18 protein-coding genes and 1 pseudogene are annotated in these 20269 nt (G+C 35.9%); 11 read left to right on the top strand and 8 right to left on the bottom strand.

Features of this window, described 5'->3' with window-relative positions; all coding sequences use genetic code 11:
- Positions 1-136: 136 nt before the first annotated feature.
- The 5 genes from ABI125_06510 to ABI125_06490 all read left to right on the top strand — a co-directional run bounded on the left by ABI125_06510 (position 137) and on the right by ABI125_06490 (position 3533).
- A complete protein-coding gene (locus tag ABI125_06510; protein ID XCF07503.1) occupies positions 137-325 on the top strand; it encodes a hypothetical protein in 189 nt (62 codons plus the stop codon).
- 339 nt (positions 326-664) lie between these two features.
- On the top strand, positions 665-1714 hold the full coding sequence (locus tag ABI125_06505; GenBank protein XCF07502.1) for an NERD domain-containing protein: 1050 nt from the start codon (positions 665-667) through the stop codon (positions 1712-1714).
- Positions 1715-1862: 148 nt separating this feature from the next.
- Positions 1863-2462 (top strand): hypothetical protein, encoded by a 600-nt coding sequence (locus ABI125_06500; protein ID XCF07501.1) that lies wholly within the window; start codon positions 1863-1865, stop codon positions 2460-2462.
- Positions 2463-2623: 161 nt separating this feature from the next.
- Entirely contained in the window at positions 2624-3088 is a 465-nt protein-coding gene (locus ABI125_06495) for a hypothetical protein (protein XCF07500.1), read from the top strand.
- Positions 3089-3230: 142 nt separating this feature from the next.
- Positions 3231-3533 carry a hypothetical protein gene (locus ABI125_06490; protein ID XCF07499.1) on the top strand — a complete coding sequence of 101 codons (303 nt, stop codon included), beginning with the start codon at positions 3231-3233 and terminating at the stop codon, positions 3531-3533.
- Here ABI125_06490 and ABI125_06485 read toward each other — a convergent pair.
- The 3 genes and pseudogenes from ABI125_06485 to ABI125_06475 form a co-directional block, all read right to left on the bottom strand.
- Positions 3511-4640 (bottom strand): annotated as a pseudogene (locus ABI125_06485) (IS3 family transposase). The gene ABI125_06490 and the pseudogene ABI125_06485 sit on opposite strands and share 23 nt — an antisense overlap.
- A gap of 73 nt (positions 4641-4713) precedes the next feature.
- Positions 4714-6177, bottom strand: coding sequence for a sulfatase (locus ABI125_06480; protein XCF07498.1), 1464 nt, complete (start codon positions 6175-6177; stop codon positions 4714-4716).
- A 62-nt stretch (positions 6178-6239) separates the two neighbouring features.
- The gene (locus ABI125_06475) at positions 6240-6671 is read right to left on the bottom strand and encodes a hypothetical protein (GenBank protein ID XCF07497.1); all 432 of its coding nucleotides are present in this window, start codon (positions 6669-6671) and stop codon (positions 6240-6242) included.
- A gap of 195 nt (positions 6672-6866) precedes the next feature.
- On the opposite strand from ABI125_06475, the gene ABI125_06470 reads away from it, so the two are divergent.
- The 6 genes from ABI125_06470 to ABI125_06445 all read left to right on the top strand — a co-directional run bounded on the left by ABI125_06470 (position 6867) and on the right by ABI125_06445 (position 10470).
- Positions 6867-7889, top strand: coding sequence for an SRPBCC family protein (locus tag ABI125_06470; GenBank protein XCF07496.1), 1023 nt, complete (start codon positions 6867-6869; stop codon positions 7887-7889).
- Between the two features lie 94 nt (positions 7890-7983).
- Positions 7984-8349, top strand: coding sequence for a fluoride efflux transporter CrcB (gene crcB, locus ABI125_06465; GenBank protein ID XCF07495.1), 366 nt, complete (start codon positions 7984-7986; stop codon positions 8347-8349).
- Between the two features lie 179 nt (positions 8350-8528).
- Complete coding sequence (locus ABI125_06460; protein ID XCF07494.1) at positions 8529-8777, top strand: type II toxin-antitoxin system ParD family antitoxin; 249 nt, start codon at positions 8529-8531, stop codon at positions 8775-8777.
- A 100-nt stretch (positions 8778-8877) separates the two neighbouring features.
- Positions 8878-9069: a type II toxin-antitoxin system RelE/ParE family toxin gene (locus ABI125_06455; GenBank protein ID XCF07882.1), complete on the top strand. Its 192-nt coding sequence runs from the start codon at positions 8878-8880 to the stop codon at positions 9067-9069.
- A gap of 274 nt (positions 9070-9343) precedes the next feature.
- Positions 9344-9568: a hypothetical protein gene (locus tag ABI125_06450; protein ID XCF07493.1), complete on the top strand. Its 225-nt coding sequence runs from the start codon at positions 9344-9346 to the stop codon at positions 9566-9568.
- 191 nt (positions 9569-9759) lie between these two features.
- Positions 9760-10470, top strand: a complete 711-nt coding sequence (locus ABI125_06445) for an IS3 family transposase (protein ID XCF07881.1) — start codon at positions 9760-9762, stop codon at positions 10468-10470.
- A gap of 25 nt (positions 10471-10495) precedes the next feature.
- On the opposite strand, the gene ABI125_06440 is transcribed toward ABI125_06445, so the two are convergent.
- The 5 genes from ABI125_06440 to ABI125_06420 form a co-directional block, all read right to left on the bottom strand.
- Positions 10496-11692, bottom strand: a complete 1197-nt coding sequence (locus tag ABI125_06440) for an IS256 family transposase (protein ID XCF07492.1) — start codon at positions 11690-11692, stop codon at positions 10496-10498.
- Between the two features lie 293 nt (positions 11693-11985).
- Positions 11986-14244 carry a glycoside hydrolase family 2 TIM barrel-domain containing protein gene (locus ABI125_06435; protein ID XCF07491.1) on the bottom strand — a complete coding sequence of 753 codons (2259 nt, stop codon included), beginning with the start codon at positions 14242-14244 and terminating at the stop codon, positions 11986-11988.
- Positions 14245-14511: 267 nt separating this feature from the next.
- Positions 14512-15699, bottom strand: a complete 1188-nt coding sequence (locus ABI125_06430) for a glycoside hydrolase family 88 protein (protein ID XCF07490.1) — start codon at positions 15697-15699, stop codon at positions 14512-14514.
- Positions 15700-15708: 9 nt separating this feature from the next.
- Positions 15709-17223: a RagB/SusD family nutrient uptake outer membrane protein gene (locus ABI125_06425; protein ID XCF07489.1), complete on the bottom strand. Its 1515-nt coding sequence runs from the start codon at positions 17221-17223 to the stop codon at positions 15709-15711.
- Between the two features lie 17 nt (positions 17224-17240).
- Entirely contained in the window at positions 17241-20135 is a 2895-nt protein-coding gene (locus ABI125_06420) for a TonB-dependent receptor (GenBank protein ID XCF07488.1), read from the bottom strand.
- Positions 20136-20269: the final 134 nt, after the last annotated feature.

The following is a 20269-nucleotide window of genomic DNA, read 5'->3' as shown; positions in this document are numbered from 1 at the left end:
TAAAAGTCTGTGTTAACCCACGCAACTGTTCATAGCCCAACCGTTGGCAACAATTTAGCCAAAACGTTGAGAAACTTAGAACTTAATGTAACAAATACTTTAATTGAGATACTAATTATTTAAAATCTAAAATCAAATGAAAAAAATAACGAAAAGAAGAGCATTAATTTTATTATCAATTGGAATGATTGTAATTTCAACTTCACAAATTGTATCTCAATTTTTTGAATTACCTGATTTTGCGAAGGGTTCTTTTATCGGAATTGGAATAGGACTTTTAATTACCTCTTTAATTTTTGGAAATTTCAAAACTGTTCGTAATTAGAATCGAACAAAAGCGGAATTTCATAAAATAGGCGGAAAGAATAAACCTTTTTTTTAATTATACTGACCAAAATCAAACAGACAGAATTAAACATCAGCTCAGAAATAATCTAAAGAACTATTTTCGGAATCTGAATTTTAAAAAGTATACGGAAACTAAAATATTATTAGTTACGAAAAAAACTGTTGCCAACAATGTATAACCGCAATTACGGCGGATTCGACTACGTCCGAATCCACTCGGAATTGCTAAAGCCTGTGCTTAACCGAAAATCATTAATTTAATCCCGTAACTGACGGTTATACGAGACCGTTGGCTGTAATTTGAGAAAAATCGTAAATGGCAAGAATATATGGAACAATAGAATCGCTGAAATCCTTAAAATCTGAATTAGAGGACAAAGGAATTTCTAGATTTAGTTCTGTAAAAGAGATTAAGACTTTTTTGTCAAATTACAATTCAGAAAAACTAAAAATCCTAAACGACATATCGAACGAGTTAGAAAGAGAGTATTCGGAAACGTGTGCTAAACTTGAACGTAGAATTCAGGAAAAAAACGAAATAATCAATTTAGAGAGTGAAAAAATAAACAATAAAGTTGCTGATTTACAAACTAAAATTGATTCAATTAAGAACAATAAAGAAAAAAGTTTTTTTAGAAAACTGAGCTCAAGTATAAGATTGTTTGTTCTTAAAAATAAATTAAAACATTTTCTAAAAAATAAACCTGAACTGATAAGTTCATTCATAAAAGAATTATCTAAAAAAATTGAAAATGATGAACTTTTTATAAAAAAATACGAAACAGAAAAACAACAATTAATTGAAAAAAGAGCAAAGCCTAAAATTGAAAAAATTGAATATACACGCAATGTTTTAGAAAATTCAAAAAATCTAATTTCAGGAGCAATTGGTGAAAATTTAGTTGTTAAAGAAATAATGAAACTTTCAGATGACTACGTTTTAATCAATGATTTTAATTTAAGCTTTTCTCGACCAATTTTTTACAAAAAACATAATCAGAGAATCTATTCCATACAAATTGACCATCTTTTAATTTCAAAAGCTGGAATTTTCATAATAGAAACAAAAAACTGGAGTAAATCATCGGTAAATTCAATTAGTCTAAGGTCACCAATTGAACAAATTGAAAGGTCTAATTTTGCTCTATATATATACATTTCGGAAAATATAACATTAAATGAACATCATTGGGGAGAACAAAAAATTCCAATTCGAAATCTTATTGTTATGATTCGCAATAAACCAAAAGCTGAATTTAAATATGTAAACATAAAGCTACTAAATGAACTGAATGATTATATAAAATATTTTGAACCCATTTTAACCGATGAACAACTGAATAGAATAGCAAACAATTTGATTTAAAAAACTACAGCCAACAACGTGTAAGCGCAATAACGGCTGAATTTCCTAATCGGAAATTCAACTCGTTTTGCTAAATTAGGTGCGTCAGCGGAAAGTACTCGCGCACTTTCCCGTTACTGGCGCTTACACAAAACCGTTACCTGTAATTATGACAAAAATTTTACTCAAATTATTACTTCTGACTATAATATTGGCTTCAACATCTTGTAAGGATGAGTTGAAATCTATTGTGGATTTAGAAGTAGACTATAAAGTCGTCGAATTGGAATATGGATTTGACAACTATATGAAAAACCTAAGCAATAAATCTGGGCAAATTGTTATTAAGCAGAGAAATTTAGTGGTAATAGACGTCGAAAAAAATGGAGTGACAAAAATTGAAGGGAAAATTGTTAATGATAGTTTAATAATTGACAAACTAAAAAAATTCATCGTTCCTAACCCAGAAAATGAAAAAATGCCAGCTACAATTGAAAAAGAATTTAAATACTCGGGAAAAGTAGATGTCAATAAAAATATTATCGTGTTAGGAATTTTTGATAAAGGATTGAATTATGAAAAATATAGGGAGATTAGAAATAAAATTTATATATCATTTAATCAAGTAAGAAACGATTTTGCATTATCAAAATTTAATCAATCAGTGCAACAGATAATAGACTCAGATAAAGAATCTGACATTGAAAAGTGGACTGAAATAAGAAGAATTTTTCCAATTAGATATACCGAAACCGTAAAAGAAAAATAACTACAGGTAACATTGTGTATAGCTCATTGCAGTCGGATTTTCCAAATGGAAAATCCATCCTGTTTCGCTAACTTAGGGCTACGGCGGAAAAGTCGGTTGGACGTTTTCCGCAACGAGGCCATACACGAACCGTTGTAAGCAATTCCACAGAACGTTATTGAATGAACATAAAAAAGTACATAAGAAAAGAATATAAAAGTTGGATAATTACAATCCTGTTTCTACTGATTTTACTCGCTTTTGGAAAATCATTTGAATACATAAAATCAATTGCGGAACTGAATCCTATTTTTAAAATTGGACTAATAATCTTGATTTTAGCTTTCGGATTTTCATTCGTTTTTTATGCAATTTATGCAAGCGGACTTGAATTTAATATGGAACTTGAATTTAGAGAATATGAACCTGAAGACGTGGAAAGATTAATGCGGAATTTAAAAAAAATGCTGACTATCTTTTCTGTAAGTTCTGTATTATGGATAATCGGAAACTTAATTATCGGAATTGAATACGGAAATGCGGAAAATTTAAAATATTTTATTGCGATAATTTCACTTCCATTAGTTGTAAACGGAATCATGATTTATGTAAAAAACGGAATAAAAACTGCTTACAACAATGTATAACCGCAATTACGGCGGATTCGACTACGTCCGAATCCACTACGTAATTGCTAACACCAGTGCTAAACCGAAATTAATTGCTAACTTGCCCGTAACTGACGGTTATACGTGACCGTTGTATGCCATTTGAGAACTGAAATCCGAAATGAAAAGCTACTTTAAATATACAGACGAAAACAAGACTGAATGTTTTTTTGAATTGGATAATGAGTTCTATTGTGAAAGAGCTATTTATAAAACAGAAAATGAATTAGTCAATACATATTTGACAATAGAACAAGAACCATATTTTTTGCCAGAAGGAAATCTAAAAGATGGTTTAGAATTTATGGACGCGAGTTCCAAAGAGGAATTTGACATTTTGTGGAAAGAATCAACAGTTGAATCGGAATCAGGCTGTGTAAGCTTCCCCATATTAGAACTGCTTAATTTTCTAAAACTGGTTTAAAATTACTGTTTTTAATTCTCATGGAGCTAGCTCCATGAGAATTAATTTTTGCATATTTAATTGGAGAAATTTTTCCTAGAGCATCGTGTGGTCTGTGGTTGTTATAGTCATCTATCCATATCTGGGTTTGTTCTCTAACTTGATCAAGATCTTCGAATATGTATTTGTTTAGAACTCCACGTCTATAACTTCCATTAAAGCGTTCTATAAAAGCATTTTGAGTTGGTTTTCCTGGTTGAATATATTTAAAATCTATTCCATGCATTTGACTCCATTCATTAGTGATATTAGCGATAAACTCAGGGCCGTTATCCATTCGTATCTTCTGGGGTTTTCCTTTTTTATTTATTAGGTGGTTAAGCACCCAGACTATGCGATTACTAGTCAATGAAAAATCTATTTCTATATGAAGAACTTCTCGGTTAAAATCATCAATGATATTAAATGCTCTAAAACGTCTTTTGTTCTCTAAAACATCGGTTACAAAATCCATACTCCAAGTATGATTGAGCTCATTAGGAACCTCTAAAGGCTCTTTTACTCTAACAGGCAAACGTTTCTTTACCTTTCTTCTCAAAGGCAGCCCTAAAGAAACATAAACCCTATGCACACGTTTGTGATTCCAAGGTTTGCCCTCTTCTCGTAATCGGTCATAGGCTTTCCAAAATCCTTCTTCAGAATGCTCTTAAGCCTTTTGCTGTAAAGCTTGTTCTATCTCGAGATCGTCCTTAGGTAATGGTGTGTAATAATAGACACTCTTACTCATATTGAGAACACGGCACGCCCTACTGATACCGTAATGAATAAGTTCCTTTGCAATACTCCGCTTACGGCAGGGCTTTATAGCTTTTTTTCAATTATTTCTTTAGCCATTTGGTGGTCTAAGGCTAAAGTTGCATACATCTGTTTAAGTTTGCGATTTTCCTCTTCTAATTCTTTAATACGCTTTAGTTCTTTTCCGTTCATGCCTGCATAACGTTCTCGCCATTTATAAAAGGCAGATGTACTTACTCCATGTTCGCGCGTTATCTGTTCAACACTCTTGCCGTTATCGAACTCTTTTAAAATCTTAGCTATTTGCTGTGGACTAAATTTACTTCTTCTCATAATTACTGTTTAAAGTTAATATTATTTTTACACTTTTAAACAGTTCGATTTTATGGGAGGCTTACACGTAACATTATTTGTTTAGTTGTCTTGTTTTTATATTTAATGGGTCATTTTCCAAATCGCCGGTTTCTTTTCTCCAGGCATTAATAGCTTCCCTTAATTCTTTAAGTTTTTCTTTATACTCTGGGTTATTTACAAGATTATTAATTTGACCAAAATCATTCTTCATGTCATAAAGTTCTTCTTTTGGGCGGCCAGATTCTAATTGTTTTAATAAGCTATATTGAACGGGGTGTGATTCTTTTGCCTTTAAAGTTGCTTGGTAGCTATGGTTACCCCAACCTTTTTCAACCTTTAAATCAGCAGGCAATTCATAGGTTTTACTGTGCATAAGGTTTTTGATATAATAATATCTCCCGTCAAACACCGCTCTACTTGGGTAATGTTCTGCTCTTATCGGGCCATGGGAGTTATGCTCTCCAAATATATAATCGCGATTACTTAATTTTTCTTGTTTGCCATTAAGCAAGGATTTTAAAGATTTACCCTGAACACTCGAAGGAATATCAATATTTGCATAATCTAAAATGGTTGGCATAATGTCGATATGGGAAATAAGGGCATCAGATATTTTGTTTTTTACAATACTGGGGCCACTTGCTACAAAAGGAACATGTAAACCCGCATAATATGCCGATGCTTTGGCTCTGTGATAAGGTTCGCCTTGGTCACTAGTATAAATTATAATGGTACTTTCTAAAAGATTCTTTTCTTTTAAAGCCGAAATAATACTGCCTGCACATGCGTCGGCAAGCTGTACAGACCCATAATATTTTGCTAAGTCTTTGCGCATTTCGGGAGTATCTGCTAAATATTCAGGAACTTCAATATCTTCAGGGTTAGGAAGGAATTCTGAAAATTTGTCCATGTGATGATCAAAATTTCTGTGTGGAGGGGCTATATTGGCTTGGATAAAAAAAGGTTTATCACCCGCACTGGCAATGTATTGGGAAATTACCTTTTTAAACTGGTCAGGATCATTGTTTACTGGGTTTCTATCGGAATAAGGAAATTTCCAAGGCGGACTCATGTGGAACTTTTGGGTAATTCCGGCAAAATAGCCATGTTCTTGGAGTAATTCCGGAAGCGTTTTTAAGTACTCGTGAATACCTACTTTATCCACTGTTTTTGATTGCCTTCCAAACTCACTAACTGGTTCGTCTAAACGCGGGGTAATGGTGTTTCTCCAATGGCCGTTGGCATGCGGATACATTCCTGTCATGATAGAACTTCTGCTTGGCGAACATGATGGCACCACAGCAAAGGATTTTGTAAACAACACACCGTTTTTAGCAAGCGCATCTATATTTGGTGTTGAAATTCCTTTTGTTCCTACAGCAGATAAATGCGCACCTTGGTCGTCTGTTAAAATGAAAAGGATGTTTAGGGGTTTTTCTTCTGAAATAGTTTTTTCTGAAGTTTTACAACTTAAATAAAGAGTTGTAATTATTAATACGAATAGTTTTTTTTGCATTGCTCTCATGTGCTATTTTAATTAAAAAACATCTATTAATTTTGCTGAAACTTGACTGCTGGCTATGTTGGTTTCAATCTGTCATTGGAATAATGATGGTGAATACCATTATTGAACCAAAGCCGCTTTAAATAGGTTTCAAAAGTCTGCCAATCAGCAGCCGATTTATCACCCGAATATTTGGTGTAAATATTTTCGAGCGCCGCTTTAATTTTTAAATTGTGCCGGTAATTTTGTCCCCACATAATATCGCGCCCCGCCAAACCAGCCTGTGTTAAATAGTACACCAATTTTGGCTCTTTCAATGAAAGTTTTTCCCAACCTAGCACTTGGTATCTCAAAATTTTAACATCGGCAAATTGATCTACCTTAAATTCGAAGTCGGTAGTTTCACTTTGTTCAGCATCCATTCCATCTTGGTTGGATTTTTCACTCCCGCACGGCCATAAAACAGTGCCGAGCACCATCGCGCTCATGATTAATTTAAGTTTCATCGGCTATTATTTTTTTTCAATTATTCGTGAAAAGTTATTACTCACTCCACAGCTCATTATTGAAAAACCTAAAAAACACTATTTAAAGTGAAAAATATCAATTTTCACAGCAACAAATGTAATAATGTAGTAATTTATTAATCGAAAACTAAAAATGATTATATTTGATTTACTAATCTTCCAAAACACTAATTAATGAAAGCTCTTAAGTACATCCTTTTTTTATTGCTCATATTTGTTATTGGCCTCGCCATTTATATTGCTGTACAGCCCAACGAATTCCGTTTTTCTCGCAGTACGGTTATTAAAACTCCAGCTTCAGTCGTTTACAATAAGGTGAATGATTATAAAAATTGGCCCAGCTTTTCACCGTGGATAGAACAAGAGCCAACGGCCATTTTAACCTATGGCGACAAAACGAGCGGGGTTGATGGCAGCTATGCCTGGAATGGTGATATTTTGGGTGAAGGGCAAATGACGACCTTAAGTGTAAATGAAAATGAAAGCATAGAACAACATATTCAATTTATAAAACCGTTTGAGTCGGAATCGGATATTAATTGGACATTCGAACCCACAGATGAAGGCACCAAAGTAACTTGGGAAATGGCCGGAAAACAGGATTTTATGACCAAAGTGTACACCACTTTTGCCGGTTCGATTGAAGATATGACCGGTCCCGATTTTGAACGTGGACTTTTTAAATTAGATAGCGTTGTGGTGGCTGATATGGAAAAATATACCGTTACTGTCGATGGCCTTACCGAACATGGCGGCGGTTATTATATATATAATACAACCTCCTGCAAAATACCGGATCTAGAAGCCAAAATGCAGGAAATGATGCCCAAGGTCAGTAAGTATGCTATAAAAAACAATATTCAAATGGCTGGAGCGCCGTTTACTTATTACCATAAATGGGACGAAAAAAACAACGCCGCTATGTTTTCATGCTGTGTGCCTACCACCGATAGAGTTATATCATCTGAAAGTGATATTTTAACAGGACAGATAGAACCTTTTAAGGCGATAAAAACGACATTAAAAGGTAATTACAGCAATTTAAAGGAAGCTTGGAAAACCACCATGAAACACATAACCGATAGCGACATTGAGTTTACAGAGGATGGCCCCATGCTTGAGGTTTATTTAACCGACCCAATGAACACACCCAACCCAGCCGATTGGAAAACCGAAATCTATATAGCCGTAAACTAACAGCAAAAAATGGATCTTTGTTATTCTTAGCATTTTTACCCAACATAGCCGAATGAAGTCGGGTGTACTTAGCAACCGTAAATTTCTTTTATAAATGAAACAGATTTTACTGGTTTTTGTTGGTGGTGGTTTTGGTAGTGTGCTGCGTTTTTTGATTGGCAAATATTTAAACAATCCACAAACGGACATCCCTTACGGCACTTTTGCAGCCAATATTTTAGGCAGTTTACTCATTGGCATCATTTTGGGCTTAGCCGCCAAAAACAATACCCTTTCGCAAAACCAAACCTTGCTTTTGGCCACCGGATTCTGTGGCGGCTTTACCACCTTTAGCACCTTCGCTTACGAAAATCATGAATTCTTAAAAGCAGGCGACTTTACCAGTTTTGCGTTTTATACCATTGCTAGTTTTGTTGTAGGCTTTTTAGCTGTGTTTTTAGGGATTTTTTTGGTGAAGTAAAAAACTTTTTTTTGTAAAATTTTTCAACCAAAAACAACTTCAATTAGCTATATTTATCGCGTAGATATAATATGGATAATCGCAATTGTGTTTATTCAATTGTTGGGCGTAATTTACGAGCCGCATTCGAAACTTGAATATTTACCAAATTTTGGTATATTTAAGCAAATTAAAACGGAATGAAAAATACATCGATATCATTAGGAAATTATTTTGACCAATTTGTGCAGACACAAGTTTCTACTGGGCGATATAAAAATGTGAGTGAGGTAATCAGAGCTGGGCTTCGACTTTTAGAAAACGAAGAAAGTAAAGTAATTGCGTTACGGAATGCAATTCAAGAAGGTCTGAATAGTCCACTAGTTGAGGATTTTGACTTTGACGAAAATCTGAGACGTCTGAAAGCTGAAAAGAAAAAAAATGGCTAAAGTTATATTGAGACAAAAAGCCATAGATGATTTAAACTACATTTGGAGCAATACTTTTGACAAATGGTGAGCGAAACAAGCGGACAAATATTATGCTACCATTAAAATTGCTTGTAATGGAATTGGAGAAAACCCAGATGTCGGAAAGGAATATGACGAAATTGACAAAAACTTACTCGGATTGAAATCTGAAAAACACATCATCTTTTACAAATTGATTTCAGAGGACAAAATTGAAGTTGTCAGAATTTTGCACGAACGAATGGACTTGAAAAATAGAATAAACGAATAAAAAACTACGCCCAACACCGGTAACCGTTGCACAAGCCCATAATTTTGTAAAAGCACGATATAAAAACGCCCATTTTAAGGGCGTTTGTTGTTTTTGGAAAAGTTTATAATCTAAATTGGAGTCGCTACCTTTACTAGGACACAAAATTTAAGACCGTTTGTTACAAAACAAATATCTTAGAAACATGAAAAAACGATATTACAGCCCGAATTAAAGGAACAGGCAGTTCGCTTAAGCTACCAGCGAGAGAACATAAAAAGAGTTAGCGGACGAAATGGGCATAGAGGCCCAAAGGATCTACAAATGGCGCAGGGCAGCCAAAACAACCACGTCCCCTAAGCCAGAAAAACCAATATCCGATGATGCCTTGGAACTTAAAAGACTGCGCAAATCCCTTAAAGAAAAGGAACTTGAACTTGAAATACCTGTACTGAGCGCAGTCGAAGTATTAAAAAAGGCCGTGCACAAAATACCCGAAAACAGTGTTTTCTCCTCTTAATATCAAATCTCCAAGAGCGATGGGAAATCTATGGATTTATAGCCAGCTATAAACATTTATATCCGATCGAGAGGATGTGCAAGGCTTTTAAGGTAAGTAGGAGCAGTTTCTATAGGTGGTACACTGCCGGCCCTTCAAAACGGGCACTGGAACATGGCCTGTTTACAGATTTGATAAAAAAGGAATTTTAACTGAGCCAACGGCGTTATGGCTCAACAAGAATAGCGGAGCAACTAAAGCGAAAGGGCCACCTTATATCCAGGTGCAGAGTGGCTAAAACTATGAAGGGGAACAATTGGGTGAGCAAACACAAAAGGAAGTTTAAGGCCACCACAGATCCCAACCACAGTTACCCTGTTTGCAGAAACCTGCTGAACAGAAACTTTAACCCCAATAGGCTGAATGAAGCTTGGGTCAGCGATATTACATACATCCAGACCAACCAAGGTTGGCTGTACCTAACAAACATTATTGATTTGTTCGACAGGCAGGTTGTTGGTTGGTCATTGAGCACAAGCCTGCATACGGGCCAAACTGTTGTGCCGGCATGGAAAATGCCCACTGGCAAACGAAAAATAAGCAACAATTTAATTTTTCACTCAGACCGAGGGATTCAATACGCCTCAAAAACATTTACAACATTTATCAAATCCAACCCGTTGGTGACCCAATCCATGAGCAGAAAGGGAAAATGTTGGGATAATTCAGTTGCTGAATCCTTCTTCAAAACATTCAAGGTTGAACTTGTCTATGATGATGGTTTTAAAACTATGGAACAGGCCAAGACCGCTGTTTTTGAGTACATCGAAATATGGTACAACAGAAAACGATTACACTCATATTTGGTATATAAAACCCCTTGCGAAGTAGAACTAGAAGACACTATCCCGAAAAGTGTGTAAGTTATAAATCGAGGGTTTGGCTTAATTAAAGCCGGACCCTTTTTTCAAATATAGTCAAAAACTGGTTTAAAATAATGCCCCAGTTCCTAATGGGCATCGACCATTTCTTGGTAGCCTCTCTAATGGCTAAAAAAGTGGATTTCATAACAGCTTCATCTGTTGGGAATGAGAGTTTGTTTTTAGTGTATTTTCTGATTTTTCCATTAAGGTTTTCAATAAGGTTCGTAGTGTAAATGATTTTTCTGATTTCTAAAGGGAATTCATAGAAAGCTGTAAGTTCTTCCCAGTTGTCCCTCCAGCTTTTAATAGCGTAAGAGTACTTGTGTTCCCATTTCTGGGCAAAGTCCTCCAGAGCGGCTTTTGCTGCGCTTTTGGTAGGTGCATCATAGATGCTTTTCATATCCTTTGTAAACTCCTTCTTGTCCTTCCAAACCACATAGCGACAAGCATTTCTAATTTGATGCACCACACAGATTTGGGTCTTGGATTCAGGAAAAACGTTTTTAATGGTGTCGGTAAAACCGTTAAGATTATCTGTGGCCGTGATAAGCAAATCCTGAACGCCTCTGGCTTTCATATCGGTTAGTACACTCATCCAAAAGGTCGCCGATTCATTCTTACCCAGCCAAAGCCCTAGGACTTCCTTTTTACCGTCTCTACGTAGTCCTACGGCAATGTACATGGTTTTGTTAATGACTTTGGAGTTCTCCCGAACCTTAAATACAATGCCATCCATCCAAGTAATTAAATATACGGGCTCCAATGGCCTGTTCTGCCAGGCAACAATATCATTGGTAACTTTATCCGTGATGCGGGATATGGTGGATGTGGATACATCAAAATCGTAGACTTCACGGATCTGTTCTTCGATATCGGAATTACTCATGCCCTTAGCATAAAGGCTGATAATCACATTTTCTATGCCATCGACCATGTTGGTGCGTTTAGGGACGAGCATGGGGTTAAAAGAGGCTTCTCGGTCTCTGGGAACTTTAATATTGGTCTCGCCCAATGCCGTTTTTATCTTTTTGGAAGCGTAACCGTTACGGGTATTGCTGTTATCGGATTGTTGGTGCCTTTCATAATCCAGATGCGCATCAAGCTCGCCTTCAAGCATCTTTTCAATGCCCCGCTTTTGGATGGATTTTAGAAAGGAGGTTAGTTCGTCTCCTGTTTTGAACTGTTTTAAAAAGTCGTCGTTTAGAAAATCTTCTTTCTTCATAAGTGTATAAAATTTAAAATTAAACAAAAAAATATCGAGAGCTGTTAACCCTCGATATTTAAACTTTACACACTTAGTGAGATACTACCAACTAGAATTTTATCAATTTAAAAATGTAGCATAGGTCTTAGAAAAAATGTCCGACTTTTTGTTGCAAGTCCATAATTTTGCGGGGCACACTATGGGGCATTTCGTTTTAGGCGCAATAAACAGATTTAAATACACTAAAAATTCATTAGCTTAAACTGTTTTTGGGGTGGGCGACATTTTAAATGACTCAAATTAGCAAACTACTAATCAACTGTTAAATACGTACCTTTGAAACTTTGATTTAAAACCATAACTTCAAGCGCCTTTTCTTTGGAATACCTCACTACCTCTATGGAGGCTTTACCATTGGCCATTTCAATAATTTCACTTCCAGTCGGTGTACCTAAACTTTTAATAAGTTCTCCTCCATTTAAGCACTGAAAATATACTCGTTCATCATAATCTAAGCATTGTAATCCGTTATTATCTATGGCAGTGGCCGTAACAAGATAGTTTCCATTCTCCAATAAGTTATAGGTTAATTTTAGCGCTTTTGCTTTTCCGTTTTTTTCATACCTATAATTAACCTTCAAAATATCTTTTACCGTTTTGCTTGTTTCTGTTTTTCCTATAGCAACAAGCTCATTTGCACCTTCAACAAAGTGTAGTTCCCAATTTAAACCGGCAGCAGGAAAAACTTTAACATCTCTTTTTTTTACTCCTAAACTTTTTCCGTTTAAAAACAATTCCACTTCACTACAATTACTATATACACTTATTGTCCTGACCTTACCTTTTGGCCCTTGACGCTCAGTCCACGTATGCGATTCTATATAGGCAAAAGGCGTTTTACTCCAATAGCTTTTAAATACGTAAAAAGCATCTTTTGGTCTTCCATTTCTATCCACCAAGCCTTTTTGATTTATATACGGCATAGCATTTTCTGGACGTAATGGTGTACCAAAATCTTTAAACGCCCATTGCACATTTCCTACAAATGTGGAATCATTTTCAGAAATTCTTAAATGCCAATCAAACAGATCAACAATATAATTTTCACTCCAATCACCTATTTGGGCAATATTGGCTACATCGGTTTGCACAATGGCTTCTTCCCATCCGTCGGATTCAATTTCACCTTCACCGGTAATTGGTGTTTCTGTATGGCGACCTACATGACTTGACCCTCCATACTCAGCATGCAAAAAGTGAGGATACTCATTCTTATAGGTATCTATAGCCTTTTGATAGCTTTTATAACTTCCTGAATACCAACCAGACCAGATTGAAGGGGAAAACACATCAACAATATCAGCGCCCTCGTAATACTTTCTTATTGCGGTTTTTCTTGATGGGTCTAAATCATGAGCAAATGCATTCAATTCACTTAAATAGGCATTTATCTTGGCTGTTTCGTCACCACCTTCAAAATCAGGCAACCAATAAATTTCGTTTCCTAATGACCACAAAATAATACTAGGATGGTTGTAGTTTTGAGTGATTATTTCTTTCAACATGGTTTTCGTGTTTGCTTTCCAAGCATCGTTACCTACTCCTCCTCTGCACCAAGGCAATTCATCCCAAACCAAAAGTCCCAATTCATCACAAGCTTTGTAAACTTCAGGATCTTGTGGGTAATGTGCTAAACGCACAAAATTAGCACCCATATCTTTTATTAAAGCCATATCTGCTCTGTGTTGAGCATTAGTCATGGCAGCACCAACACCCGCATGTTCTTCGTGTCTGTGCGTACCCCTTAACAATAATCGTTTTCCGTTTAGATAAAATGCACCGTAATCTTTAAACTCAAACCACCTAAAACCTACTCTATCTGACACAATATCAATTACCTTTCCATTGGACAGAAGTTCTACTTTCAGCGTGTACAAATATGGGCTGTCTACATGCCATAATTCAGGATTTTGTATGCTTTTGAATGAAAAATTCGATTTATTTCCTACAATATTCCCTTTTTCTGACGCTTTCTTTTTTCCTGCAGCGTCATACAAAACTGCTCTTGTTGTTAAACCGGATTGTTTGTTATAGCCGTTTATTACAACAGAAGCCTTTAAGACTGCATTATGTTTTGATACTTTTGGTGTCAAAATTTTTAAGTTTGCTAGGTTTTCTCTTGGTGTGGTTTTTAGCCAAACATCTCTAGTAATGCCTCCGAAAATGAAAAAATCGCTTTTTTGAGATGGAATAATTTCTGGATTAAATCCATTATCAACTCTTACAAATACCATATTTGCCCCAGACTTGACGACCTTTGTTATATCAACTTCAAAGCCAATGTACCCTCCAATATGGCCTCCTACTTTTTTACCATTTACATAAACTTCACTTGTTATATTTGCACCCTCAAAATAAAGGTGATAATTGTGACCTTTAACCACATTATGAATGTTAAGCTCTTTTTTATACCAACTTGCACTTCTTCGATAGCCCGGAACAATATCTGTAGCATCTAAAGCATTCCATGAATGTGGTATCTCAATACTTTTCCAAGCATTTTGTTTCATGGCTTCAGATAAAATTTCTGTATTATTTTCAAGATAAAACCAATTCGTGTTTATATTTATTTTCTCCCTTATAAGATGACTTTGCGGAACTACATTCCATGAGACCGCCAAACAGGATAGTGCACAAAGAGCTAACACCTTTGTAAAAAAGCTTTTTATATACATTTTATAGAATGATTAAATAATTTGAAAGCGCTTGATTGTATAGCAAACATTGTAGAAAAGTAGTGCGGCATCATGCCCTTGAACTTGCCCTGCTACCAAACTTTATTTTTCAACTCTTAGCCGAAGTAGCGTTTGCAGAAAATAATAATCTCCATAAACTATAGGTTCATCCATTTCGGATTTTTTAGACCAATCGCCAAAACTATGATCAAGTATAAACGGAATAGTATTCTCTGGAGGTAAAATATACTTTATTGATTTTAAACTATGTACTACTTTTTTGCTATAGTTAATATAGGCCTCATTTCTTGTATACCCATAAAGTTCAACACATGCCGAGGCCACTATAGCGCCTGCCGAAACATCGCGGGAAACATTTGGTATATTGGGATCATCAAAATCCCAATAGGGAATACCATCTTCAGGTAATTTTTTATGGTTAATAAAAAAATCGGCAGTAGCTTTTGCCCTGTTCAAAAAACGTTGATCTTTAGTATAACGGTATGCCATAGTGTATCCATATATAGCCCAGCCTTGACCTCTTGCCCAAGCAGAATTATCATGTATACCTTGGTGTGTTACCTTCATACGTACTTGTCCTGAAATGGTATCATAATCTAAAACATGCCATGTACTTCCATCTGATCTAAAATGGTTTTTCATAGTAGTTTCTGCATGTTTTACTGCTATTTCATGGTATAAACTATCTCCTGAAAGTTTTGTTGCCTCAAACAACAGTTCTAAATTCATCATATTGTCAATAATGACTGGAAACTGCCAAATATCTTTATTAAAATCCCAGGAACGAATGCTCCCTATTTTATCGTTAAACCTTGTAGATAAAGTCTTGGCACTTTGAATGAGTACTTCTTCATAGTAAGGACTGCCATTAAACTTTAATCCATTCCCAAAACTAGAAAATACCTTAAAACCCATGTCATGTGTTTTTCCGTTATCTTTCTCACGCTCTATTAAAGGCGTCCATTGCTCAGCTCGCTCTTTATAAGCTTCATCTCCAGTAATCGCGTATATTTGCCAAAGGTTACCTACAAAAAAACCGCTTGTCCAGTCTCTAGAAGATACTTTTTTTATCTCACCTGTTTTATAAGAATAGCTTCTGGGAAAGGCTAAAGAATCTATATTGTAGTCTAATAATCGAGTGAACCTTTTTTGCAATAATGAATCTATTTCCATCTCATTACCATGAGATTTTTTATTTTCACCCTTGGATTTGCATGCCGATAAACACGCAAACCCAAGAATAAAAATAATCAAACTAATTTTGTGCATAGTGGTGGATTAGTAACCTGGATTATTAGGTTCTAAATTAGGGTTACGTTGTAATTCATCATTAGGAAGTGGCAATAAATAATCCCTTGATGGATTAAAATTTGGTCGTTCCTCAAAGCCTCCGGTACCAAATGCTGTGGTTCCTAAATCACGTCTCTTAATATCGTACCAGCGTTTAAACTCAAAAGCTAATTCCCATCTACGCTCCTCTAATACCATATTTCTAAAATCTGCCTGAGACATTCCAGGAGTAACATCTGCTGGGAAGCTAGAACCGTTACCATTTCTTGCTCGAGCCCTAACTCTATTTACATAACCATCTGCTTCCGTAGTACCTGGAGTCACTTCATTCAGTGCCTCAGCCGCAATTAACAATACTTCAGCATAGCGTAATTGTGCGTAATTATGCTCTGAGCCTCTACCGTTACCATTTGAAGTTTGCCCAGTAAATCTAGCATATTTAGCGATGTAGGCACTTGGAATGTTTCTGGCGTCATAATTTGGAAAATTGGCAAATGTATCAACCGCACCATTAAAAACTCCTGTAGTATCTAAACTTACGGCTTTTCTATAATCTCTACCATCCCATCTGTTATACACCTCTATACTTGGCACAGCAACTGACCATCCTCCGCCTATACCACCAAACTGATTACCTCTAATCCCTGTAAGTGCAGGCATATAGTCTTGACCGTAGTTATCATCTCTAAAACCATTATGATCAATAGTGAACAATGCTTCATTCAAACCGCTTTGCTTTGTTGCATCGAATAAATCTTGAAAATCTGCAGCCAGTTCTAATTCGAACCTACCTTCATTATCAATTACAAATTTTGCTTCACTATAAGCATCCGGAAAATTATTCATCGTTAAATGTACCAATGCTAAATATCCAGCCGCTGTAGCTTTAGATGGCAATGCAGACGATGATTGTGTATCTGGCAACCATTGTTTAGCAAACTCCAAATCTGAAATAATATTAGCATATACGTCTGCCGCTGGAGTTTTTGATATTTGAGAGGCTGCAGCAATTTCTTGCACTGGTGCATCTAGGTAAGGCAAATCTCCAAAAAGTCTTACCAAATGAAAATACGTATATGCTCTTACAAAGTATGCTTGTGCTACTACTGGGTTTAATCTTTCCTCCGAGTCTCCCAATGTAGCTGCACCAGCAATTGCCTCATTTGCTCCTGCAATGATTTGATAGGTTCGCGGCCAAAATTCAGTAATCATTCCATTATCATCAGCTACAGTAAAATTATCATGATCTTTTCTACGACCTGCTGTTCCTTGGTCTCCTATACCAACCATATCACTTCTTAGCATTAATGGTAATGAGAATTTCCTACCCCAAAAAGCTTCTTCTGCCATATTACCATAGCTTCCATTTATAGCTGTTTGTACATCTTGAATGGATTGGAAAAACCCATCAGGCGACAATACCGACACTGGTTCTTCTTCTAAATCTGAACATCCTATAATTGGCAATACCAACAAAAGGAATAAATATTTTATATTTTTCATTGTTATCATTTTTTATTTTAAAACTTAAGGTTTACACTAAAGGTCACAGACTCTATGTTTGGATAGTTACCATAATCAAATCCTTGATTTACATTGGCGTTTTGAGAACCTGAAGCTCTGTAACTTACCTCTGGATCTGTTCCAGGATAATCAGTAAATGTTAGTAAATTTTGTCCACTTAACGAAAATCTCACATTATCCATACCTAATTTCTCTGTAATATCTCGAGGTAAATTATAGCCCAATACTAAGTTTTTTAAACGCACATAAGTGCCGTCAAAAACAAATCTAGAATTCATACGCTTCTCTCTTGTTGCGGGAGAAGGCACATTAGTATCTGTATTACTTGGAGACCATGCATTAAGCGCTTCAGTAGTAGCATTAGAACCACCTGATGCTAATTCAGATAAAGTAAAGCTATAAATATCTCCGCCTACCGCACCTTGGAAGAAAATACCTAAATCGAAATTTTTATATTTAAAGGTATTATTAAACCCAAAGGTCCAGTCTTGGTTAGGATCACCTATAATTTTTCTGTCTGAAGAGTTTATTTCTCCACTATTATCCACATCTGTAAATAATTCATCTCCTGCTACAGCCCCACTAAATGTTGCGGTTCCTTCAGGTAAAGCACCACCTTGATAAACACCTCTGTATTCCCATCCGAAGAACTGCCCGAGTGCTTCTCCTTCCCTTAAAATATGTGTTTCGTCTTGTAAAAAATGTCCTGGTGCTGCTGATGGTAAAAATAGATCTACATCGTTACCGAAAAGTTTCTCAACTGTATTTCTATTTCTAGACCAATTTAAATCGGTTGACCATGTAAAATATTCTGTACTTATATTTCTTGTAGAAAGTGTAATTTCCACACCTTTATTATTTATTTCACCTATATTGTCTAAGAAATTAGGATTTAAAAAACCTGTGTACTCTGGTGTATTGCTATTACCTACTATTAAATCTTTTGTATCTATGTTGTAAATATCAACACTTAAAGACGCTCTATTCTGCCATAAACCTAAATCTACACCAAAGTTAGTTTGATAAGATGACTCCCACTTTAAGTTTGGATTGGCTGGCCTCCCAGACACCACTGCGTTTACAGTTTGATCTCCTGTAACAGCATAAATCGATTGCAAAGTAGCTAGGGAATTATATGGAGCAATTGATGGATTACCAGTTACACCATAACTCGCTCTTAGCTTTAGATTAGATATCGTTTCGTTATCCTTTAGGAAATTCTCGTTTGAGACTTTCCATCCTAATGCTCCAGAAGGAAAGAACGCATATTTATTATTTTTAGCAAAGTTTGATGCCCCATCACGACGTGCTGTGAATGTAATTAAATATTTATCATCATAATCATAATTTATACGACCATACTGTGATTGAATTTCAAACTCACTTAAAAAAGATTCAGGAATCAATGGGGTTGATGCTGTATCTAGAGCATTGTAAGACACACTATTAGTTACAAAACCTTCTGCTCCTGCAGAATTTGTAATAGTTTTATCTTTCTGATAAGAATACCCCGCCAATACAGTTAAATTACCTTTACCAATCTCTTTAGTATAAGTTAAATAGTTCTCACTTAATAAATTTGTATTCTTTAAATTGGCTATTCCTGCAATACCACCTTGATCCCCTGCAGAAGTTATCAGTGTTGAAGGCGTAAACTGTCCACGGGTTTGATTTCTAGAACTAAACCCAAAGGTAGATTTAAAAGTCAATCCTTCAATGATTTCATATTCACCATAAAAGTTTGCACGATATATGTCTTCGAAAGTTTCGTCAACGCGTTCACTAGCCACAGCAAACGGGTTGTCTATATCATCTCCTACAGAGTTGAACGTATTATTTCCGTTTTCATCTAAAACACCCAAGTCTGGCGCAAACCTATAGGCTATGGAAATAACATCACCACTTCCTCTACCACCACTATTGGCTTGTGTGGAAACCCCATCCTTAGTGCTTCTACTACCAAAAGCATTGAAACCAAGTTTTAACTTATCGCTAATTTGTGCATCAATGTTACTTAAAAATGAAAAACGCTCGAAACCAGAGTTGATGACTACACCATCCTGATCAAAATAGTTACCAGACACATAATAATTGATGTTGTCTGATCCTCCAGAGAATGCTAATTGATGATTGGTAGTATGGCCTGTTGTGTAAATAAGGTCCTGCCAATCTGTATTAGCAGGCCCTTGTGTATAAGAAGGGTTGATTGCCCTGGTATAATCGGCAAATTGACTAGCATCAAGTAAATCAAGTCTATTAGAAGTTGTTTGTATTGCGTAATTACTGTTCAATTCTATTGTCATCTTACCCTTTCTACCCTTTTTAGTAGTTACCAAAATAACACCGTTAGCACCTCGAGACCCATAGATAGCCGTAGCAGAAGCATCTTTTAACACTTCCACCGATTCTATATCTCCAGGTTGTGGATATGTTGCGCCAACAAAACCATCAACAACTACTAAAGCAGCACTACTGGCATTTATGGATGTATTACCTCTAATGGTTACATTAATTGGTGTACCCGGTTCTCCACCGTTGTTAGACTGCACCGCTACACCGGCAGCACGCCCTTGTAATGCTTGTTGCGCATCCAAAACAGGAAACGCCGTAACTTCTTCTGATTTCACAGAGGACACGGAACCTGTTATATCACTACGCTTGGCTGCTCCATAACCAACTACAACTACCTCATCAAGGGCACTAACGTCTTCTTCTAAAACGACGTTGATTGTGGTTGAACTACCAATGGGCAGTTCTTGGGAAACAAATCCCAAATAACTAAATACAAGCACAGCTCCCTTTTGGGCTTCAATGGAATAATTACCATCAAAGTCGGTTGAAGTTCCGCTATTACCTCCTTTAACAATAACATTTACTCCTGGCAGAGACATGCCATCTGTAGAAGATGTTACAGTACCTTTCACTGTTTTTTGCTGAGCACTAGCAGATAGCGCTAAACAAAAACCTAGTAATACAAAGAATACATTCTTTAATTGTTTGGTTTTTCTCATTAGTTTAAATTTTA

Origin of the sequence: Tamlana crocina (genome assembly GCA_040429635.1) — a bacterium.
Taxonomy (GTDB): Bacteria; Bacteroidota; Bacteroidia; order Flavobacteriales; family Flavobacteriaceae; genus Flavisericum; species Flavisericum crocinum.
Note: the sequence above shows the minus strand (reverse complement) of the source record. Positions and strands in the feature narration are given on the sequence as shown.